The 20,409-nt window shown below is 60.4% G+C and carries 17 protein-coding genes; 10 read left to right on the top strand and 7 right to left on the bottom strand.

Annotated elements, in window-relative coordinates; translation table 11 throughout:
* Positions 1-174: 174 nt before the first annotated feature.
* The 3 genes from ACZ48V_RS10080 to groL all read left to right on the top strand — a co-directional run bounded on the left by ACZ48V_RS10080 (position 175) and on the right by groL (position 4,288).
* Complete coding sequence (locus ACZ48V_RS10080) at positions 175-1,707, top strand: helix-turn-helix domain-containing protein (protein WP_464538753.1); 1,533 nt, start codon at positions 175-177, stop codon at positions 1,705-1,707.
* 587 nt (positions 1,708-2,294) lie between these two features.
* Positions 2,295-2,585 carry a co-chaperone GroES gene (locus ACZ48V_RS10075; RefSeq protein WP_464538751.1) on the top strand — a complete coding sequence of 97 codons (291 nt, stop codon included), beginning with the start codon at positions 2,295-2,297 and terminating at the stop codon, positions 2,583-2,585.
* A gap of 77 nt (positions 2,586-2,662) precedes the next feature.
* A complete protein-coding gene (groL, locus tag ACZ48V_RS10070; protein ID WP_464538749.1) occupies positions 2,663-4,288 on the top strand; it encodes a chaperonin GroEL in 1,626 nt (541 codons plus the stop codon).
* Positions 4,289-4,510: 222 nt separating this feature from the next.
* Here groL and ACZ48V_RS10065 read toward each other — a convergent pair whose 3' ends face one another.
* Together ACZ48V_RS10065 and ACZ48V_RS10060 are read right to left on the bottom strand one after the other, a co-directional pair.
* Positions 4,511-5,041, bottom strand: a complete 531-nt coding sequence (locus ACZ48V_RS10065) for a hypothetical protein (RefSeq protein WP_464538747.1) — start codon at positions 5,039-5,041, stop codon at positions 4,511-4,513.
* 372 nt (positions 5,042-5,413) lie between these two features.
* Positions 5,414-6,031: a rhodanese-like domain-containing protein gene (locus tag ACZ48V_RS10060; protein WP_464538745.1), complete on the bottom strand. Its 618-nt coding sequence runs from the start codon at positions 6,029-6,031 to the stop codon at positions 5,414-5,416.
* A gap of 169 nt (positions 6,032-6,200) precedes the next feature.
* Between ACZ48V_RS10060 and ACZ48V_RS10055 the strand changes: the two genes are divergently transcribed.
* The gene (locus ACZ48V_RS10055; protein WP_464538743.1) at positions 6,201-8,552 is read left to right on the top strand and encodes a glutamine--tRNA ligase/YqeY domain fusion protein; all 2,352 of its coding nucleotides are present in this window, start codon (positions 6,201-6,203) and stop codon (positions 8,550-8,552) included.
* Positions 8,553-8,636: 84 nt separating this feature from the next.
* Positions 8,637-9,134, top strand: coding sequence for a hypothetical protein (locus tag ACZ48V_RS10050; protein WP_464538741.1), 498 nt, complete (start codon positions 8,637-8,639; stop codon positions 9,132-9,134).
* Between the two features lie 119 nt (positions 9,135-9,253).
* Here the strand turns inward: ACZ48V_RS10050 and ACZ48V_RS10045 are convergent, their stop codons facing one another.
* Positions 9,254-10,564 (bottom strand): T9SS type A sorting domain-containing protein, encoded by a 1,311-nt coding sequence (locus ACZ48V_RS10045; RefSeq protein WP_464538739.1) that lies wholly within the window; start codon positions 10,562-10,564, stop codon positions 9,254-9,256.
* Positions 10,565-10,679: 115 nt separating this feature from the next.
* On the opposite strand from ACZ48V_RS10045, the gene ACZ48V_RS10040 reads away from it, so the two are divergent.
* Both ACZ48V_RS10040 and ACZ48V_RS10035 read left to right on the top strand, forming a co-directional pair.
* Positions 10,680-11,429 (top strand): methyltransferase domain-containing protein, encoded by a 750-nt coding sequence (locus ACZ48V_RS10040; RefSeq protein ID WP_464538737.1) that lies wholly within the window; start codon positions 10,680-10,682, stop codon positions 11,427-11,429.
* Between the two features lie 169 nt (positions 11,430-11,598).
* Entirely contained in the window at positions 11,599-12,714 is a 1,116-nt protein-coding gene (locus ACZ48V_RS10035) for an NAD(P)/FAD-dependent oxidoreductase (protein WP_464538735.1), read from the top strand.
* On the opposite strand, the gene ACZ48V_RS10030 is transcribed toward ACZ48V_RS10035, so the two are convergent.
* Positions 12,638-13,633 carry an L-threonylcarbamoyladenylate synthase gene (locus ACZ48V_RS10030; protein WP_464538733.1) on the bottom strand — a complete coding sequence of 332 codons (996 nt, stop codon included), beginning with the start codon at positions 13,631-13,633 and terminating at the stop codon, positions 12,638-12,640. The genes ACZ48V_RS10035 and ACZ48V_RS10030 overlap by 77 nt on opposite strands.
* Positions 13,634-13,785: 152 nt before the next feature.
* Here ACZ48V_RS10030 and ACZ48V_RS10025 point away from each other — a divergent pair, with 152 nt between their 5' ends.
* The 3 genes from ACZ48V_RS10025 (at position 13,786) to ACZ48V_RS10015 (ending at position 18,008) form a co-directional block, all read left to right on the top strand.
* On the top strand, positions 13,786-14,343 hold the full coding sequence (locus ACZ48V_RS10025) for a YkvA family protein (protein WP_464538731.1): 558 nt from the start codon (positions 13,786-13,788) through the stop codon (positions 14,341-14,343).
* Positions 14,344-14,741: 398 nt separating this feature from the next.
* Entirely contained in the window at positions 14,742-17,348 is a 2,607-nt protein-coding gene (locus ACZ48V_RS10020; protein WP_464538729.1) for a M14 family metallopeptidase, read from the top strand.
* 267 nt (positions 17,349-17,615) lie between these two features.
* On the top strand, positions 17,616-18,008 hold the full coding sequence (locus tag ACZ48V_RS10015; protein ID WP_464538727.1) for a hypothetical protein: 393 nt from the start codon (positions 17,616-17,618) through the stop codon (positions 18,006-18,008).
* A gap of 180 nt (positions 18,009-18,188) precedes the next feature.
* Here the strand turns inward: ACZ48V_RS10015 and ACZ48V_RS10010 are convergent, their stop codons facing one another.
* From ACZ48V_RS10010 to ACZ48V_RS10000, 3 genes are all read right to left on the bottom strand, one after another.
* The gene (locus ACZ48V_RS10010; RefSeq protein ID WP_464538725.1) at positions 18,189-18,899 is read right to left on the bottom strand and encodes a ferritin-like domain-containing protein; all 711 of its coding nucleotides are present in this window, start codon (positions 18,897-18,899) and stop codon (positions 18,189-18,191) included.
* A 137-nt stretch (positions 18,900-19,036) separates the two neighbouring features.
* Positions 19,037-19,381, bottom strand: a complete 345-nt coding sequence (locus ACZ48V_RS10005; RefSeq protein ID WP_464538723.1) for a ferritin-like domain-containing protein — start codon at positions 19,379-19,381, stop codon at positions 19,037-19,039.
* A gap of 158 nt (positions 19,382-19,539) precedes the next feature.
* The gene (locus ACZ48V_RS10000) at positions 19,540-19,917 is read right to left on the bottom strand and encodes a ferritin-like domain-containing protein (RefSeq protein ID WP_464538721.1); all 378 of its coding nucleotides are present in this window, start codon (positions 19,915-19,917) and stop codon (positions 19,540-19,542) included.
* Positions 19,918-20,409 lie beyond the last annotated feature (492 nt).

Raw genomic sequence — 20,409 nt, 5'->3', positions numbered from 1 at the left:
CGTGAATGCACTATCATGAATACAAACTGCGAAACTACCTGTCAAGCGAAATTTCGCTAACAGAGGATATTCTTGACTCATCCTGAGGCGTATTCACGATTGGTTAAAGAAACTTCGCTGACAGCGAATAATTTGATTGCTGCTAATTTCCTCACTACTTGCCGACCTTCTTCTATGGCCATGCGTCCTGAAAACTTGCGCTTTATCCTCGGACTGAAGCTGCGTACGCTCCGGCAGGAGCAGAATGCTTCGCTGAGAGAGGTATCGGAGCGCTCGGGGCTGTCGGTCTCATATCTCAGCGAAATCGAGAAGGGGAAGAAGTATCCGAATCCGGATAAGCTGCTGGCGCTGGCCGAGGCGTTTAACGTGACGTACGACGACCTCGTATCGCTGAGCGTCGACGATAAGCTTGATCCGCTCAAAGAGATGTTCAGCTCGCCCTTCATCCAGGAGTTTCCGTTCGAGCTGTTTGGACTGGCGCCGCACGACGTATTCGCACTGGTGTCGGATGCGCCCTCGCGGGCCGGCGCGCTCATCCGTACCTTTCTGGAGGTGGGGCGCACCTACGACATGCAGGTAGAGCACTTCCTCTTCGCGGCACTGCGGTCCTACCAGCAGCTGCACGATAACTACTTTCCAGACCTCGAAGACGCTGCCGATACGTTTCGCCGCGCCCACGGCTGGTCGCCCGACGCACCGCTATCAGATACCACGCTGTGCCAGCTGCTAAAGGACGAGTTCAACTACACGATCGACGCCCAGACGCTGCCCGGTCATCCCGAACTGCACCCCTTTCGGTCGGTCTTCGTCAACGGAGGAGCCCCCACGCTCCACGTAAACGGCGATCTGATGCCGATCCAGCGCGCGTTTATCTATGCACGCGAGCTGGGCTACAACGTGCTCGGACTGGAAGAGCGGGCGCGCACGTCATCGTGGATCCGGGCGGAGTCGTTCGAGCAGGTGCTTAACAACTTCAAAGCATCGTACTTCGCGGGCGCGCTCATCTTGAATGAGTCCTCGCTCCTGGCAGCAATACGCACATGGTTTAACCAGCCTACGTGGGATGGCGGCGATTTCTTGCGTGAGCAGATGGACCGCTTCCAGGCGACTCCTGAGATGCTCTACTATCGCCTCACACAGCTCGTGCCGCACCACTTCGACCTGCAGGCGTTCTTCTTCCTGCGCTTTCACCACGAGCAAGAGTCGCCCGACTATCACCTCACCAAAATGCTGAACCTGTCCGGTATTCCGGTTCCCCACGGTATCGGACTTCGCGAGCATTACTGTCAGCGGTGGCCGGCCATACAACTCCTGAAAAACCTTTCCGCAGCGCAGTCGAACGGAAATCGCCCGCACAACCCCGATGCTCCTGCTGTTGTACGCGCTCAACGCTCGTACTTCATCAACACAGACGCCGAGTTCCTGACGCTGTCGACCGCACGTCCGCTTGCGCTGCAAGACACGACCAACTCATGCGTGTCGATCGGCTTTCTGATGGACGACGCCTTTCGTAATCAGGTGCAGTTCTCGCGCGATCCCAACATCCCCCGTGTCGACGTAAACCTGACCTGCGAGCGATGCCCGCTAACGAAGGCGCAGTGCCAGGAGCGCGTGGCTCCGCCCTCGCTCTATGACAAAGAGCAGCGTGAGCAGCGCCAGATCAAGGCCCTTCAGAACCTCACCGAATCGACGCTGGCTGAAAAATAAGCTACTCATCTGCCCCACTATCATGGCAGCCAGCTGTGAATGCAGTAGGAACATAGCAGCACGGGTATAGGGTGGGGGGATGTGAGACGCATGCCTTCGGCCAAGGGCTTTGAATCTGACAGAAAAGTCAGGCTGCCACGGTGGCAGAACAGAACGGCATAAGAGCCTGTTTGGGTTTTGGTTTGTAGGCGAGAGCGAGCGCCGCTGAAGCGAAAATTGGACCACGATGGCGGTTCGTAACCGGGGCTACGGGCCGACATTGGGGGCAATTTGCACCAGGGGCATGCCCTTCGGCCCCAGTCCAGCGCCGCCGCTCGGAGCCCAAATTAAGAAATCAAAACAGGCTCTAAGAAAATAGATGCGCCCACGTGTAGGGGCTGACGCATTGGCGCACATCTCTCAACAAACAGCTTCTCCTGAAGGGTTGTGTGCGATTTGTGTTAAGTGGGTGCGGGCTGTGTCGGGCGGTACCCCGATTGCTATACAGCCCACTGAAGCGCTCAGGGAGTCTGCTGGCCTTATATACGGTCTGCTGCCCGAAGCGCCATACAGTCCAATTATCTACCTCAAACACGTATCCCATCCTTATGTCTACGTTCAAACCTCTGGGCGACCGCGTTGCAATTCGCCCAATTCCTGCTGACGAGCAGACTGCCAGCGGACTGTTCATTCCCGATACGGCCAAAGAGAAGCCGCAGCAAGGCACCGTCGTCGCTGTCGGACCGGGTCGCACCGAAGATGGCAAGCACGTTGAGATGAGCGTGCACGAGGGCGACCGGGTGCTCTATGGCAAGTACGCAGGCACCGATGTCGTAATCGACGACGAGGAACTGCTCATCGTAAAGGAGTCTGACCTCCTGGGTCGTCTTACCAATTAAGCTGTTGGTAACACGCTACACTACGATCTTTTCTGAAGATCTATTTCAACCCCTAAGACACCGTATATCGAACTCCTATGTCTAAACAGATTGTTTTTGACGTTTCAGCACGCAACGCGCTCAAGCGCGGCGTAGATACCCTCGCCAATGCCGTAAAGGTCACGCTCGGACCTAAAGGCCGAAATGTACTCATTGAGAAATCCTTCGGTGCGCCTACTGTCACCAAAGACGGGGTAACCGTTGCTAAGGAAATCGAACTCGAGAATCGCCTCGAAAATATCGGCGCACAGATGCTCAAAGAGGTGGCTTCGAAGACCTCGGACGTAGCCGGCGACGGTACGACCACAGCGACCGTACTCGCACAGGCCATCATGACGCAGGGTCTGAAGAGCGTAACCGCCGGGTCGAACCCGATGGACCTGAAGCGTGGCATCGAGCAGGCCATCCACGAGGTAGTCGCTGAGCTGGGCGTTCTCAGCCGCGAAGTAGACGGCAAGCAAGACATTAGCCAGGTCGCTACGATTTCGGCCAACAACGACACCGTTATCGGCGAGCTCATTGCAGATGCATTCGAGCGCGTTGGCAAAGACGGCGTCATCACGGTAGAGGAAGCCAAAGGCCTCGACACCGAGCTGGATGTCGTGGAAGGCATGCAGTTCGATCGCGGCTACCTGTCGCCCTATTTCGTGACCGATTCCGACAACATGGTCGCAAACCTCGAAGACGCGCGGATCCTGATTCACGACAAGAAGATCTCGTCGATGAACGATCTGCTGCCAATCCTGGAGAAGGTCGCGCAGACGAGCAATCCGCTGCTCATCATCGCGGAGAACATCGAAGGCGAAGCCCTCGCTACGCTCGTGGTGAACAAGCTGCGCGGCACGCTGAAAGTCGCCGCTGTGAAGGCGCCCGGCTTCGGCGATCGCCGTAAGGCCATGCTCGAAGACCTTGCGGTTCTCACGGGTGGCACAGTGATCAGCGAGGAGAAGGGTTACCGCCTTGAAAATGCTACGCTCGACTACCTGGGCACAGCCAGCCGCGTTACGATCGACAAAGATACGACGACCGTCGTCGACGGCGCAGGCGAAGAGTCGCAGATCAAAGCGCGTGTAAACCAGATCCGCCAGCAGGTCGAAAGCGCGACCTCGGACTACGACCGCGACAAGCTGCAGGAGCGCCTTGCGAAGCTCTCTGGCGGCGTAGCGGTGCTCAAGGTCGGTGCAGCTACCGAGCCGGAGCTTAAAGAGAAGAAAGCTCGCGTTGAAGATGCGCTCCACGCCACGCGTGCCGCCATCGAAGAAGGCGTGCTGCCCGGCGGTGGCGTTGCGTACCTGCGTGCGCTGCACGCCCTCGACAACCTCGACGTGGAGAATCAGGATCAGGAGATCGGCATCTCGATCGTGCGCCGCGCGCTCGAAGAGCCGCTCCGCCAGATCGCCTCGAACGCCGGTCTTGAGGGCTCGCTCGTCGTTGAGCACGTGAAAGAAGGCGAAGGCGACTTCGGCTACAACGCGCGCACCGATATCTACGGCCCGCTGCTTGAGCAGGGCGTCCTCGACCCGACGAAGGTGGCGCGCAGTGCCCTCGAAAACGCGGGATCGGTTGCCGGACTGCTGCTCACGACCGAGTCAGTTATCGTGAACCGCCCGTCAAAGAACAAAGGCGGCAACGGCATGCCAGACATGGGCGACATGGACTTTTAGGATGAACAGCCCAAGTGCCAGCTAGCACGACTTAAAAACGGAGCGCCTCCGAGAGGAAGCGCTCCGTTTTTTGTGCCGGGGTGTCAGATAGTTCATACAATAAAGCCCCTACAGATCATTGCTGTAGGGGCTTTGTTGTTATGCGGGGGCTGTACATGCTGACCGTAAGCCAGAGGTACAATCAGTGGAGACTTGGTCCGCTTCGGTGTGTGAGGAAGGTCGTCAGTTCAAGCAGACGACGCCAAACGGCGAGGAAAATACAGGCATGAAGGAAGCGGGCTTCAACCTTGAGTCGCTGTCCTCAAAAGGGGCATCGGATGGAAGATCAGCGGGGTGTTCCTCAGACGATCCATTGGCTACCGCCGAGAGCTCGGGCAGCTGCTCCTCGGTGGGGGCAAAGGTGCCGCGGGCTTCTGCGATGATATCGCTGTCGGCGTCAAGCAGAAGCGAGGTGACAACAGCACGCGGGGGTTCTGTAAGGATAACCTGGGCCATGGCCTGAATAGGGCCGCTGTAGCCGGGGCGCTTCACATCGATCTCAAACTGCTCGGCACTAACCACATGCTCTTTCTGGAGCGATCCAGCAGCCAGCCGGGCGGCGTCGGTGAGCAGCTGTTCGGCAGCGGTCGTGCCTGGCAGTTCGTTACCCATATCGCCGTGAAGCACAGCGCGTCCAAACGAGACGGTAGCCTGCGTGGATGCCGCATGCGAACGTCCGTATAGCTTTTCCAGTCGTCTAAAGTGGTTGTTCATAGAAGTCTACGCTGTATGTTGAATAAAACAACCGAAGCGGGGTAAGACCTGAGAGCTATCAGAAGCTCTCACGTGTTGCCGCATTTCGTTTATTAGGAATTGCCAAAGTGATGCCACCGAATATAGCTACGTGATTCTGTCAGCGTAGCATACAAGTTCGCGAAGTGAACGTAACGAAACAAGAACTGCGGCTGCCAAAGCCGCAGCGCCTGTCAGAACGTCAGTGGTCGGCGCACCGAAGTGACAGGGCCAAGGGCAGGCCCCGCTCCTCGGGTTCTTGTAGAGATGCACAACAAAGATGCAGGATAAGAGCGACGGAGCTGGGGGCCGCCCCCGTCAGGGCATCAACGCCAGTTCTGCTCTGCGCGCGACCTACTCGCCGGAGCTGTACGGGGCCGGTGCATCGGCGCGGAGAGGCTCGTCGAGGAGACGCCCCCACATGGCGTCGTAAGGGTGGACGGCGGTGACGGCTGTTCCGTTGCGTACAACCTCACGGCCCTCGTTTGCCCACATGAAGATAGAGCCGCGCACGTTCACAGCTCGGGTGAACCCGCGCTCCCGCAGGTGCGCTACAACGTCGGCAGAGCGGTGCCCAACCGAGCAATACACCGCGATGGGCTGATCAGAAGAGAGCGTGTCGAGCAGGGCCGTGTCGGGGTTGTTCGGGTCGTACAGATGCGCACCTGCGATATGGCTCACGGCATACTCCTCCGGAGAGCGCGCATCGAGCAGCACGGGGTGCTCCGAGGCCGGACGCTGCAGGCGCTCGGCCAGCTCATCCGTTGTGATGGTGGGCACCGGGCCGTGGGCGCGCTCAATCATGCGATCGACCGCCTGCCAGCGCGCATCGGGCGGACTCTGCGTCCACCACGCCCAGGCGCCGCCGGCAAGTCCGATAAGGAGAATACCAGCGCCGACGCCGATCCACATCCACCGTGAACCGGGAGTGTTGCGTAGGCGATCCCAGACTGCGCTAAGAGACGTTTTCATCTGTACGCGAACATATCGTGGGGAGGATGTAGGCGTTCGCATAAACCCAGACCAACCCCCGTAGATTCATGGAGCGTACGTGCAGGCGGGACGGCGGCGGATCTTTTCGGGGCTGGATTCCTACGAATCTCCCGCTTTCGTTTCTGTCATCCATAACGGCTAATCTTCTGTGAGTGACAACCGCGCCTTGCCGCCTGCTACCAACTTCATCCGCGAAATTATCAACGACGACCTGCGTGCAGATACGCACGACGGCCGGGTTGTTACGCGGTTTCCGCCCGAGCCCAACGGCTACCTGCATCTGGGCCATGCCAAGTCGATCTGCCTCAACTTCGGCATCGCGGAAGACTATGCCGACGTGGCCGATACGCAGTGCCACTTGCGCTTCGACGACACCAACCCGGAGACCGAGAGCGAGGAGTACGCTGAGGCGATCAAGGACGCGGTGCACTGGCTTGGTTACGACTGGGGCGAGCACTGCTACCATGCGGCCGACTACTTCGAGCAGTTCTACGAGTATGCGGTACAGCTGGTAAAACAGGGGGATGCGTACGTAGACAGTCAGACGGAAGAAGAGATTCGCGAAAACCGAGGCACGGTCAACAAGCCCGGCACGCCGAGTCCGTACCGCGACCGTTCGGTAGAGGAGAACCTGGACCTGCTGCAGCGCATGCGTGACGGCGAGTTCGCCGATGGGGCCCATGTGCTGCGCGCCAAGATCGACATGGCGTCGCCGCACATGATCATGCGCGACCCGCCGCTTTTTCGCATCAAGCACGCGCACCACTACCGGCGCGAGGACGACTGGTGCCTCTACCCGATGTACGACTTTGCACATCCCCTCGAAGATGCGATTGAGGACGTTACGCATTCGCTGTGCACGCTGGAGTTCGACAACAACCGCCGCGTGTATGACTGGCTTCTGGAGCGCTGCTTGCCCGAGGAGAAGCTCGCGGCACGCCCGCACCAGTACGAGTTCTCGCGGCTCAACGTGGGCTACACAGTCATGAGTAAGCGGAAGCTCCTGCAGCTGGTTGAGCGCGGCGACGTAGACGGCTGGGACGACCCGCGTCTGCCTACGCTGGCCGGACTGCGGCGGCGGGGCGTGCTGCCGGCCGCCATTCGGGCGTTTTGCGACGATGTGGGCGTAACGCGCACCGAAAGCCGCGTAGAGATCAGCCGCTTCGAGCACGCCATCCGCGACACGCTCAACGACCGCGCCCCGCGCGTGATGGCGGTCATCGATCCGCTGAAGGTGGTGCTAACCAACTACGAGGCCGATGCCACCGAGTGGATGGAGCTCCCGTCGTGGCCACGCGACATCGACCGGGAGGGAAGCCGGTCGGTGCCGTTCTCGCGCACGCTCTACATTGAGCGCGACGACTTCCGTGAGAATCCCCCTGAGGGCTTCCACCGCCTGGCGCCGGGGCGCACGGTGCGGCTACGCAACAGCTACGTGATTACCTGCGAGCGGGTGGTGCGCGACGACGACGGTTCGATCCTTGAACTGCACTGCACCTACGACCCCGACACCAGAGGCAACGTGGATCCGGCCGAGGGGCCTGCGCCGCAGGGGGTGATTCACTGGGTGGATGCGCAGGCAGGGCTCTCGTTTGAAGCGCGTCTCTACGACCGCCTGTTCACCGTGCCGGCGCCCGATGGCGGCGAGGAGGACTTCAAAACGCACCTGAACCCCGATTCACTGCAGGTGCACACCGGCATCATCGAGCCCAGCGTACTTGACGACCCAGCCGAACAGCGCTACCAGTTTGAACGGGTGGGGTACTTCTGGCAGGACCCGGACGACTCGTCGGAAGATGCGCTCGTGTTCAACCAGATTGTGCCGCTGCGTGACCGCTGGACCGAAGATGCGGATGCGGTAGACCTGGAGGCGGAGCGCAAGGCCAAAGAAGAAGCCAAGCGCGAGCAGCGCGAGCGCTCCATGGCCGCACAGCGCGACCCGGTCGACCGGCTCTCTGAGGCTGAACGGGCCGTGTACAAGCAGTACCGTAGCGACTTTGGGCTTACGCGCGACGGCGCCGCCCTGCTGGCGGGCGACGAGCCGCTGCGTGCGTTTTTCCACAACGTGATGGATCGGTACGAGGCGCCGCAGGCGGTAGCAAACTGGATCGTAAATGAGCTGCAGGCCGCCCGCAAAGACCAGTCGCTCGCCGACCTCCCGTTCGATGCCGGGCAGTTTGCCGAGCTGGTGCGTCTGGTCGACACCGATGTGATCACCAATCGCGCCGCGCGTGACGTCTTCGGGCGCATGATGTCTGAAGGTGGCGACCCTGAGGCGATCGTCGAGGCCGAGGGGCTGCAGCAGATCGACGACGCAGGGGCCCTGCGCGAGGCGGCCCGGCAGGTGGCCGACGAGAACCCCGACGAGGCCGCGCGCTTCCGCGACGGCGAGCAGCAGCTCATGGGCTTCTTCATGGGACAGATCATGCGTGCTACCAACGGCTCCGCCGATCCGCAGGAGGCGCAGGCGGCCCTGCGCGAGGTGCTGTCGGACGCGTAACAGGTTGCTTTGCCTGTGTACCATGAACCCTCATGGCGCTTCATGGTATATGCACGCGGACCTGATCAAAATATTCGGCGTGCCATGCCAATCGACACACTGAAAGCTTCAAAGCGGCTCAAGGCACTTGGCTTCACCGAGGAACAAGCTGAGGGCGTTGCTGAACTCCTAAATGAAACGGATGCGGCCTCTGCGACCAAGGACGATCTCTACGCGCTGGAGAGTCGTCTTGATGAGCGCTTCGAGCGCATCGATGAGCAATTCGAGCGCATTGATGACCGATTCGACCGCATTGATGAGCGGTTTGACCGCATTGATGAGCGGTTTGAGCATGTCGATAAACGATTTGGGCGCGTCGATGAACGGTTTGAACAGATTGATTCGCGCTTCAAACAGATTGATGACCGGTTTGACGCGCTTCAAGCAGGTATCAACGAGCGCTTTGAACTTCAGTCCACTCGTATTGATGAGCGCTTCAATGCCCAGCACGCCGAATTCAAAAACTACGTTACCTCGCGTGTGGCATGGGCTGCAGGACTGCTTGCACTGTATATCACGCTTGCGAACTACCTGATGGGATAGACGGCTTCTGTATCTCCAGGTAGCTCCTAAACACACCCCGCCCCGACGGAGGCTCTCCTCCATCGGGGCGGTTGCTTGTTAAGGAGGCGATGCGCATCGCCTCGGACCGAATAAGAACGTCAGCGCACGACCGTGACGCGCTGTGTTTCGCGTACGGAGCTGCCCTGTGTGCGCACGAAATACATGCCGCTGGCCAGTCCGCTGGTGTCGAGCGTTAGGCGCAGCACCTCATTCGGCTGCGCAGGGCCTGCATGCAGCGTCTGCACGCGCTGTCCGAGCACGTTGTAGACCGCGACGGTGATGTCATCCTGCTGGTCGAGCTGCACGGTGAACGACGTGGTAGCACCTGCAGTAACCGGATTGGAGCCGGTCATGCGCATGACCTCGCCCTGACGCACCTGCACAGTGATCGCTTCGTGGATCTCATCCGTGCCGTCCAGGTCAATCTGGCGGAGGCGGAAGGTGTGCGTGCCGGCTGCCAGCGCATCGGTGGTGAAGCGGTAGGACTGCGGCTCGTCGGTTGTACCGCGGCCTTCTACAAAGCCGAGGCTGGAGAAAGCGCTGGACTGCGGCGCCTGGTGCTGGATGTCAAACCCGGCGTTGTTGGTCTCCGACAGCGTCTCCCACTGCAGCTGCGCCCGGTCGCCGCTCAACTGCGCGGTGAAAGAAGCGAGTTCGACCGGAATCGGGTTGGCAGGGTCGGGCGTCACCGATAGATTGTTGAAAGAAAATTCAGGCCGGGCTCCGCTACCGGTATTATCGTCAGTAACAAGTGCAAGGGTGATGAAGCTGCCCTGGTCGAGCGACGTCTCGATAAAAGCGCCTTGCTCATTGCGTTCCCACTCCGTTGGGGATTGCGCGTTCTCGTCAATTTCAAAGGTCAACCCGGTCTCTCGAAAGCTGCTCGCTCGCTCTCCGTCAGTCAAGCAACCACCACCTGTCAGATACTTTAACTCAATGATCTGACCCCGATCTTGATCATTATACACCCACAGGTCATATTCGACATTGAAACCGTCGATGATTGTACTTCCTGTGTCGTTTTGATAGCAGACGTAGATTGTACCCGGAGTCATATCGCTCCCTCCAGGCTGCAGCCCCATAGTATAGATGCCGGGCTCTACCTCAAAGGCATACATTCCCCCTGTACCGACCTGGCCGTCACTAAGCCCGCGAGCAAAGTCACCAGACGTGTTCGTGTTTCCAAAGCCGGTATCACCGTCACTCATGCCAAACATGGCAAAGGCATTCGAATTCAGCTGCCCGGGATCCGGACTCGGGCTGAATCCTTCCCCACGAAAGTCCTGAAAATCCTCAACATCTGGCGTATTAGGGGTCGTGAGCACTTTTTGCCCCTGCACCACAGCCGGACTCAGGCTCCACGCCATCAGTCCGAACATAAGTAGCGCGCTTAGTATCACTTTTCGCATATAAACCACCTCGGTATGTAATATGACTAAGTTATGAACGTGGATCTAAGATGCAGATTATCCGCACAGGATGCAAGAGAGCTTCTGTTATCCATCCATTACCTGTTGACATGCGATGCCCTACTGGCCTGCCTTTGATACCCGTGCCGTTCACGAAGAGGAGATCATGGATGACTTCTCGGTTGTCGACGATCGTCTCGAAACTGCGCTGCGCGACATCCGCATCACCAACCGGTTGCTGGGGGGGTACGGGCCGTCCCATCGGGCGCTGCGAGGGCTCATGGACCCGGCACGTCCGTATCACATCCTTGATCTGGGCAGTGGCAGTGCCGACTATCCGGCCCATCTGGTGCGGTGGGCGGATGCGGAGGGGCTCGACGTGCGCGTCGATGCGCTTGAAGCCAATCCGGTTACCGCCGACCATGCCCGTGCGTATCTCGACCAGGCGCTCCCAGACCGTCTCAGATCCCGCGTGCGGGTGATCACCGACGACGTGTTCACCTACGCGCCCGATCATGGCACACGCTACGACCTGGCCCATGCCGGACTCTTCCTGCATCACTTTCCGGATGGGGAACTCATCGCGCTGCTGAAGCGCATGCGCACGCTCTGTCCGCACGGGCTCGTGATCAACGACCTGCACCGACACCCGGTCGCTTACGCGAGCATCTGGCTGCTGGCACGGCTCCTGCCTACGTCGCCCATGTACCAGCACGATGCACCGCTCTCCGTGCGGCGCGCCTTCACACAAGACGAGCTGATGCGTGTCGTGCACAGGGCCGGCTACGCATCCGCCAAAATTACCTGGCACTGGGCCTTTCGGTGGGTTGTGCAGGCCCACCCTACGCGCCCGACACTGCCGTAGACGTCGCCAAAGCGGCAGTTGAAAGCCTTCGTAACGATGTCGACGGTAGGGAAAGAGGGGATGCTTTATCGGGTATAGTCGTATGTTGTGAATGCTAACACATGTAGTATACACAGCACATCAATGCACGATGTGTCAATAAATGCGAAGTGAGACAGTAGACCAAACCATGACCGATGTAGCTGTAGTTGGCGGAGGGCTGGCCGGATTGAGCGTTGCGGCGCAGATGGCACAGGCCGGACACGCCGTTGAGGTGTTTGAAGCGGGTACGTATCCGCGCCACAAGCTGTGCGGTGAGTTCCTTTCGCCCGAAGCACAGGCCTCGCTCGACCGCCTGGGCGTACGTGAGAAGCTGGAAGCGCACAACCCGCCGCGGATCGCCGAGTCGGTGGTCACCGCACCAGGAGGAGCCACCGACACGGTGGCGCTTCCGGCGGCAGCCTGGGGAATTAGCCGCTACGTGCTCGACGCACTCCTGGCTGATCATGCGCGTGCCATGGGAGCTACGGTGCACACGGGCTGTCGGGTATCGGGCATTGAGGGCACGCTCGACACCGGGTTTATGGTGACGCATGCCGGGGGCACCACCACAGCCCGCGCGGTTGTGGGGGCGTGGGGCAAGCATGGCATCCCCGACCGTACGCTGGGCCGCACCGATCTGACGCAGCCCGACCCGGTGGTTGCGTTCAAGGCACACTACGAGGGCGTTATCCCTGATGTGATCGACATTCATGCCTTCCCAGGTGGATACTGCGGGTGCTCGCCGGTCGAAGAGGGACGCTTCAACGTCTGCTGGATCGGGCGACGCGATCGACTCAAAGAAGCGGGGTCGCCCGAAGTGATGCTCCGCACGGCCGCCGAGGCCAACCCCCATCTGGCCGCCCGGCTGTCGCAGGGCACGCGCTGCACCGACTTTTGCGCGGTGAGTCAGGTCACGCTCGATACAAAGGGCCCGCTCCATCAAGACGTATGCATGGTCGGCGACACTGCCGCTATGATCGCGCCGCTCTGTGGCGATGGCATGGCGATGGCGCTGCACGCGGCCGACCTGCTCGCGCCGCCGCTGCACGCATTTCTGTCGGGAAGGGCCGCGCCTGCTACGCTGCGCACGCAGTACGCCACGCGCTGGCACGACGCCTTCGACCGGCGCCTACAATGGGGACGCCTGGTGCATGGCATCGCGTTCCGGCCCGGCGTAGCACAGGCCGTCACGAAGGCGCTTCGCCTTCTTCCGCCGCTGCATCGCTGGATGTTTCGCCAGACACGTGGCCCGCTGCCCGCGTAAGACGATCCATCAGCGCGCGTCCCAGTCCCACCGGCTCGACCGGCTCGCACACGATGCGCGTAAAGCCTTCGCTGTCGAACTGCCGCAAGGTTGCATACAGCCGCGACGCATAGTCCGACAGATTGCGGCAGAGCACGACACGCCCCCACGTGCCTGCGCGCTTCGGACGATTCAGGCCGAGGTAGCCTGCGTCGCGAGCCGGAGCGGCCGCCTCAGCACCGACAACCTCAACAGCAGCATCAGGCGCGTAGTGGCGATGCCGCGTACCCGGACTGCGCTGCTTCTGCTCTACCGAGTCGGCCAGTTGAAGAGCAGGCACCACGCGCTGCGCCTCCTCAAACGAAATCGCCCCCGGGCGCAGCATCACAGGGGGCTGGGTGGTCGTGTCGATCACTGTCGACTCAATGCCCCGGGGCGACTGCGGGCCAATCAGAATGCCACGGATACGTCCGTCCAGGTCGTGGCGTACGGCCTCCCAGGTCGTTGGGCTGGGGCGCCCCGACCGGTTGGCTGAGGGGGCAGCCACCGGCACCGCGCAGGCCGAAAGAAACGCCTGAGCCACCGGCAGCGACGGAATACGCACGCCCACCGTGTCGAGTCCGGCAGTCGTTACATCGGGTACGGCGTCACGTTTGTGTACCACACAGGTAAGCGGGCCGGGACTGAACGCCTCGAAAAGTGCCCAGGCGGCTGGCGACAGGTCGCGGGCCACACGGTCGATCTGATCAATCGAATGCAAGTGCACGATCAGCGGGTTGTCATCCGGGCGGCCCTTGGCCTCGAAAATCTTCGCAATCGCATCAGCATTCATCGCGTCGGCCCCGAGCCCGTACACCGTCTCTGTAGGAAAGGCCACGCAGTCGCCCAGGCGCAGCCAGCGGGCTGCCTTGATCGGGTCGTCGGTGCGTTGGGTCTTCATAAAATCGGTGGGGGACAATAGAAAACGTCGCGAACTCCAGAGCAGGCTGTGCATCAAAGATAGCATACAGCAGCCCTTGTTTCGTATGACACGTATGGGCTGCACCGTCCGTTCTGTTCGTATGCTCTCATCGATCAACCGCTGGTACACCCATGTCCGAATCCCCACACGAGGCGTCTGAGCAAGCAAACAACCCTGATGCGGCATCGCCCGATGATGCCGCCGAGCAAAATGAAGAAAATGGAACCGCTTCCTCTCAAAATGCAGAACCGAGTCAGGAAGCCAATGAAGACACGTCGACCTCCAACAAGTCGGCTTCCGACACAGAAGACAGCGGCCCCTCTCTCGCCGAGGCCTTTACCGAGGCTGCGCAAGAAGCGCTTGAGAAACGACTGCAGTGGGTCGCGGTGCTCCGCAAGGCCGTACAGCGACTGGGTGAAGACCGATCGGTGCCAGCTGTAATTGCCGATGATGTGGCAACGCTCTTCCGCATGCTGCAGGCCTGGCGTAAAGGGCGCTACCCCAACTTCCCGTGGCGCTCGGTGGGTGTGCTTACGCTGGCGGTGCTCTACTTTGCCTTCCTGCGCGGCCCCAAAGGCAAGTCGCTTGCTGGAATCGGGATCGTCGACGATGCCGCCGTGCTGGCGTTTGTTGTGCGTACCGCTCACAAAGAGCTCAACCGCTTCCGCACCTGGGAGCGCAACCAGTAAGCTACCTCTTGCACGCCCCCCACCGATCTCCCCAATTGCTTATGGAAGCAGCAGACTCCCCGCTCTGGTATCTCCTTATCCTCGCGCTCGGCATCGGCACCGGGCTTGTCATTGCCTGGATGCGCCGCAGCCGCAACGATTAGCGTGCGCTTCATGCGTTACGGGCGAAGCTGCGCTGTCATTGAGCTGCCGGTTCGTGTCATCAACGAATCTGGCTACGGTGGCAGTTGCGCCTCGCCTCCGCTATGTTTACAGGACATCCTTTAAGTAATCCCTGTGCAGTTGATGTATTGAAAGGGATACGGGCATACCGTGTCCTGTTGCTACGCCGCCTCGTGCATCAGCGGCGCCAATGCTCACCTGCCTACTCGCGCTCTTTTTGACCAGTCTCCCCCCTTATGATCGCCTTGTCACAACGCGTATTCGCCGTACTCCTCCTCGCCACCGCACTCGTCTGGGGTGGGGGCATGGGGGCTGAGGCGCATGCGCAGGATCTTCCGCTCGCCATCGACACCCCGGTTGAAGGGGTCACCAGCTACAACCCCGACATTCCCACGCCACAAGAGGTGATCGGCCACGAAATTGGCACGCGCCACACGCGCTCGGCCCAGGCCGTGGCGTACTTCGAAGCCGTGGCCGAAGTCAGCGACCGCGTACAGGTGCAGCACCATGGTACCACGTACGACAATCGCACCCTCGTGCATGCCGTCGTAGCGCCCCCTGAAGACCTTGCGCGCATCGACGAAATCAAAGCGCAGAACCAGGCGCTCTCGTCCGATCCTGAGTCCGTGTCCGACGCCGACCTGGCCGACCTGCCTACGGTTGTCTACATGGGCTACTCCGTACACGGCGACGAGGCCAGCGGCACCGAGGCCAGCATTCTGCTGCTCTACCATCTGGCTGCCGGCAACGGACCGGCCATCGACGCGGTGCTTGACAACGTGGTTACCATCATCGATCCGGTGTTCAACCCTGACGGGCGCGACCGCTTCGTGAACTGGGTCAACGGCAACCGGGGCGGTGCGCCCACCATCGACGGCCAAGATCGCGAGCACAACCAGCCTTGGCCCGGCGGGCGTACCAACCACTACTGGTTCGACCTGAACCGCGACTGGATGCCCGTGCAGCACCCGTCGTCGCAGGCACGCATCGCCCTCTATCAGGACTGGCGCCCGCAGGTGCTCACCGACTTCCACGAGATGGGGTCGGAAGACACCTACTTCTTTCAGCCCGGCATTCCCAGCCGCACCAACCCCAACACGCCCGACATCAACCAGGAGCTAACGGCTGAGCTGGCCGAGTACCACGCTGACTTCCTCGACGACATCGGGTCGCTCTACTATACCCGCGAGCGCTTCGACGATTTCTACTACGGCAAGGGCTCGACCTATCCAGACGTGCAGGGGACGGTCGGTATTCTCTTTGAGCAGGCGTCCTCGCGTGCGCTCCTTAACGATACCCGCACCGGCGTGATGAACTACGCCTACACCGTGCGCAACCAGTTTTTGGCGTCGCTCTCTACGCTCCAGGGCTCCTCTGAAATTCGCGAAGATCTGCTGCGCTACCAGCGCGACTTCTTCGCCAACCGCTCCGAGAACCTGAGTGATGCTCCTATGACGGGCTATCTCATCGACATGGAGCGCTACCCGCAGCGGGCGCAGGCGCTCGGACAACTCCTGTTGCAGCATCGCGTGGAGCTCTTCGATCTCGGGCAGACCGTCGAATCGGACGGGCGTACCTACCGTCCGGGTGCTGCCTACTGGGTGCCGCTCGACCAGGAGCAAGGGCAGTTCGTGAAGGGCGTGATGGAGCGCCAGACCACGTTCCAGGATTCGCTCTTCTACGACGTATCCACCTGGACGCTGCCGCTCGCCTTCGGCACAGACCACAGCGAACTCACGTCGACGCCTTCGGGCGTGCGGGGCGAGCGCATCGATGCAATGCCGTACACAGGCGGCGCAGTCACGGGCGGACAGGCCGAGGTGGCTTACGTGATGCCGTGGGGACGCTACTTTGCTCCGCGTGCGCTCTACCAGCTCCAAGATGCGGACATCACGACGCGTATGATGCCGTCTCCGTTTGAGGCGCTGGTCAACGGAAGCACACGCACGTTCGATCGCGGCGCGATCATCATTCCGCTGCAGCAGCACAACGCTTCAGAGGCCGACGTGCATGAAGCGGTACAGGCAGCGGCTGAGGCTCACCACGTAGAGATTGTCGCGATCAACCGCGGCCTTACACCCACCGGCCCAGACCTTGGCTCAAGCAGCGCATCGGTGCTTGAGAAGCCCGAAGTCGCGGTCGTCTCTGGAACGACCGGTCGCTCGCGATGGGGCGGTGCCAGCGCGGCCAATGCTGGGGAGGTATGGCACCTGCTCAGTGAGCGTTTCGACATTCCCGTGTCAATGATCGACATCAGTTACATGGAGAGCCTCGATCTCTCCGAATACAATACGCTGGTGCTGGCCGGCGGCTCCTATAACGGGATGGATGCCGACCAGGTCAAAGACTGGGTGCGCGAGGGCGGACACCTCATTGCATCGCACACTGGGGCACACTGGGCGACGGCCCATGAGCTGGTCGAGCTCGAAGCCAAAACGCTCGATCTGGACTCGCTCGTTGCCGGGCAGGACTACGCCGACCTTGGCGATGCACGCGGCGCTCATCGCATCGGCGGGTCGATCTTTGAAGCGACGCTCGACACCACGCACCCGCTCACGTTCGGCTACGACGAAACGATTCCTGTCTTTCGTCGCGGAACGCGGTTCTACGAGCCCCACGAGCGTCCTGGACGCACGGTGGCGACTTACACCGACAGCCCGCTCCTCAGCGGCTACATCTCGGAACCGGTCGATGAGATCGCGCGTGAGAGCGCGGCCATCGTGTCCGACCGCCACGGAAGCGGACAGGTTACGCTGATCATGGACAACCCGAACTTCCGTGCCTTCTGGTACGGCACCAACGGGCTGTTCCTGAACGCGCTGTTCTTTGGATCTGCGCTGTAAGGCGATAAAACGAGATCGGTGCGCCATGTGCTGCACGTGATGAACTATAGGTGCGGCAGCATACGCGCCGTTTGCATGACCGCAGGGCCCTCTGTAACAGGAGGGTTCTGCTCTTTTTCTGGGGGGACACTGCTGAAGCAGGCACGAGCGTGCGCATCCCACTGGTTCTACCCTGGTAGCGGACCCACCACGCTCTTGAACCCGCCCTGCTGGCTTTCGTAGGAGCCGCGCAATGACGCCAGTACGTTTTGACTAATCTCCTTAGATATGTTCTCTGACGATACAGTTCAGGCCCTTGAAGCGGCAGTAACCACCTGCGACGCCGCCCGCCGCGACCTGGAGGCGGCCCTTACCCGCGCCGAGAAATCCGACGGCGATGCTGATTACGACGAAGCGCTGCAGGCCATCGCCACCGCTATTCAGGAGTGGGGCGCCGGACAAGAACAGTTCGCTGAAGCCGTGGAGGCCTCGAACGCGCCCGACATTCCGATGGCGGCGCTGCTCCTCAAAAACGAAACGGGCACCGACGCCATGAACGCCCGGCGCGGCGTGCCCGGCGTCTCGGTCGACGGCACCGACCAGCCGTTCGACGTCGACCTCTCCGGCATGCGGGGCAGCGCCCTCACCGATGCGATCACGACGTATGTAGAAGAGGCGTAGCGGAGCTGCTTCGGACTCATGATTGGGGCGGATCGAGGGCCTCGATCGTTAGAGCCTGGTGTGTTGGTTTGCAGGCGGGAGCGAGCGCCGGTGGGGCTTCCCGTCTCCGGTTACAGGTCCATTCCCACCATCCGTAGCATTGAGCCGCTACCACAGAATCTAAGTGTTCTTTTCTTAGAGTTAGGCAAAGAACGGTAGTACGATTCCGCTTTCTCCGGCCACGGCATCCCTCGTGAGGGGCTCGTCGTAGGCCTCGGTGACCTCCGCGAATGTATACTCTCCATTCCCGAGAGAACGCTGATCAATACCTGCCTGCGTCTGGTTGTCCTCCCCTGCATAGATGGCCTGGGGGGCGCCTCCGCTTTGAGCACCTGTAATCCAGGGTTTCAAGGACACCCCCTGTACGGCCCGAAGTCGCCGCACCTCGGCCGCATGGCGAGCCTCTACGGAATGAATCTGGAGAGCGGCGGTCAACAGGTCATTCCCCGCCAGGGTGGGGGCCTGCCCCTTGTATGCGCGGACGCCCGTGTCCTCGAATGCCTGCGAGAGCAAGAGGAACGTAGAATAGTCGTTGAACGGGTCGAAGCTTCCGCCCGCTGTAAAGTCGAAGTCCGAGTCGCTGAACGAAACCGGGGTCCCTCCAAGGTTCTGAATGGTATCTCCCAGAAGCTGGACGTGCGCAGTTTCGTGCTTTGAGATCTGCCCGTAAACGGCACGGCTCCCGTCTGCAGGAATCAGGCCGTCGGCGTCCAGTCCCTGCTGATAGTACGAGTCCTCAAGATATTCGAGCGTGAGGGCATAGTTGAGGACATCGACGATTGCGCCAGTTGACTGTGCAGAGGCGGGCTGGGATCGGCCAAGTAGAGCCAGGGGCATTGAGGCTGCAGCCATGCACAGGCCTGTAGCTTTAAGTTGATTGAGGACGTCTCTACGAGACACGGGTTCTTCGGCATCGGTGGACAGAAAATCAAACAAACGCATGAGATCGACGGATCGGTTGAGCGAAGGCGCGAACAGAAAGGGAGGACCTACCCGAGATTGATGACTTCGAGCGGGGTGGTGACGAGCCCCGTGTCGGCGACGGCGGACAGCACATCGGGCGGAGCGGTTGCCAGGTCAAGCCCGCTGTCCGGGTCAACGACATCGTCGCCTGCAAAGTCGGCCGACCCTGGGTTGATGAGCGAGCGGATCGACGCTGCGTGACGCGCTTCGACGGAAACGATCTTGCCAGCCACAGCCACCAGATCCGGATTCTCCAGATAAATCCCAGCACCGTTGTAGGCAGAGACACCCGTGTCTTCGAGCAGTTGGGCTATATCAAGCACCTCGCCACGACTACTAAAGTCGATGCTACTGAAGTTAAGTAGGCCCACAAAAGAATCTTCGAATATGTCATTGCGAGGAGCGCCAGCGACGCGGCAATCTTGTGCCTTCTAAGCAGAATAAACCGCTCTAACGGGCGCATGAGATCGCCGCGTCGGTCGCACGCTCCCTCCTCGCGATGACAAGGTGTAAATGTATTTTTGCTGACTTACTTAACTTCCAGGTTCGGAATGAGGTTGCCCCCCAATGCGGGAATAGCAGCGGCCAGGAAGTCGCGGTGGATGCTTTCGTGCGCGGCAAGGTCGCGGAAGTACTGCCCTTCAACCGAACTGGAATCTCCGTAGAAGTTGCTGGTGGCTTCGACGTAGAAGGCCGCCTCAAGTTGCTCCAGGGCATAGGCGTAGTTCAGAACGCCAAAGTCGTTTGAGAAATCAAGAGACACAGTCTCGGGGTCGGGCTCCGAACTACCGCCAGTGTCGCACCCGGTGAGGGTGAGTGCAGCCAGCCCGGCAGCACCTCCCACTTGTTGTAAGAACCGGCGACGGGAGGCGCTTTTTGAGAAGGAAACGTCAGACGTAGAAGACATAGTGGGGGCAGTCGTTTGGTGGAGATAGGGGGAAAGCAGTCAAGAGACGTCTATTCCCCTGAAACGTCGGAAGACAACCTACACGCGCCCTTCCCAACCGGAAAAGAACCTTTGGACCGCCTGGAGGTGGGATTTAGGCTCTTTCCCCCCAATATGTCTCTGCTGGTTGATCTGACGTTGATCGCCTCGCTACACCATCGTCCTGATGTCTTCTTGCGGTTGTCGGTCGTTGAGCAGGGATGGGCCTACTGCCGTCAAACGGCGGAGGGGCCGTCAAGACGTTGCGAACTGTTTACGCGAATTAGACCCAGCAAGCCGCATCATTCTGTTTTACAGCACGGCCGCTACGGAGGCCGTCGGACGCTGGAATGACGATTAGCCCCTCTATGAGAATCACAACACGGAATCCAAAAGAGGGACCAGAAGACACCAAATATAGACGGCTGCTCTGCCGCTTCTTGTCGTTGTTCTTTTGATAGGATAAGCGGCTCA

Source organism: Longimonas haloalkaliphila, from assembly GCF_055379825.1.
Note: the sequence above shows the minus strand (reverse complement) of the source record. Positions and strands in the feature narration are given on the sequence as shown.

Excerpts from the sequence above, each read along its gene's own strand:
- ACZ48V_RS10045 (WP_464538739.1), bottom strand. The coding sequence starts at position 10,564 with ATGCGAAAAGTGATACTAAGCGCGCTACTTATGTTCGGACTGATGGCG.
- ACZ48V_RS10075 (WP_464538751.1), top strand. The coding sequence starts at position 2,295 with ATGTCTACGTTCAAACCTCTGGGCGACCGCGTTGCAATTCGCCCAATT.
- ACZ48V_RS10060 (WP_464538745.1), bottom strand. The coding sequence starts at position 6,031 with ATGAAAACGTCTCTTAGCGCAGTCTGGGATCGCCTACGCAACACTCCC.
- ACZ48V_RS10025 (WP_464538731.1), top strand. The coding sequence starts at position 13,786 with ATGTCCGAATCCCCACACGAGGCGTCTGAGCAAGCAAACAACCCTGAT.
- ACZ48V_RS10020 (WP_464538729.1), top strand. The coding sequence starts at position 14,742 with ATGATCGCCTTGTCACAACGCGTATTCGCCGTACTCCTCCTCGCCACC.
- ACZ48V_RS10015 (WP_464538727.1), top strand. The coding sequence starts at position 17,616 with ATGTTCTCTGACGATACAGTTCAGGCCCTTGAAGCGGCAGTAACCACC.
- ACZ48V_RS10080 (WP_464538753.1), top strand. The coding sequence starts at position 175 with ATGGCCATGCGTCCTGAAAACTTGCGCTTTATCCTCGGACTGAAGCTG.
- ACZ48V_RS10000 (WP_464538721.1), bottom strand. The coding sequence starts at position 19,917 with ATGTCTTCTACGTCTGACGTTTCCTTCTCAAAAAGCGCCTCCCGTCGC.
- ACZ48V_RS10050 (WP_464538741.1), top strand. The coding sequence starts at position 8,637 with ATGCCAATCGACACACTGAAAGCTTCAAAGCGGCTCAAGGCACTTGGC.
- ACZ48V_RS10035 (WP_464538735.1), top strand. The coding sequence starts at position 11,599 with ATGACCGATGTAGCTGTAGTTGGCGGAGGGCTGGCCGGATTGAGCGTT.
- groL (WP_464538749.1), top strand. The coding sequence starts at position 2,663 with ATGTCTAAACAGATTGTTTTTGACGTTTCAGCACGCAACGCGCTCAAG.
- ACZ48V_RS10040 (WP_464538737.1), top strand. The coding sequence starts at position 10,680 with ATGCCCTACTGGCCTGCCTTTGATACCCGTGCCGTTCACGAAGAGGAG.
- ACZ48V_RS10030 (WP_464538733.1), bottom strand. The coding sequence starts at position 13,633 with ATGAAGACCCAACGCACCGACGACCCGATCAAGGCAGCCCGCTGGCTG.
- ACZ48V_RS10065 (WP_464538747.1), bottom strand. The coding sequence starts at position 5,041 with ATGAACAACCACTTTAGACGACTGGAAAAGCTATACGGACGTTCGCAT.
- ACZ48V_RS10010 (WP_464538725.1), bottom strand. The coding sequence starts at position 18,899 with ATGGCTGCAGCCTCAATGCCCCTGGCTCTACTTGGCCGATCCCAGCCC.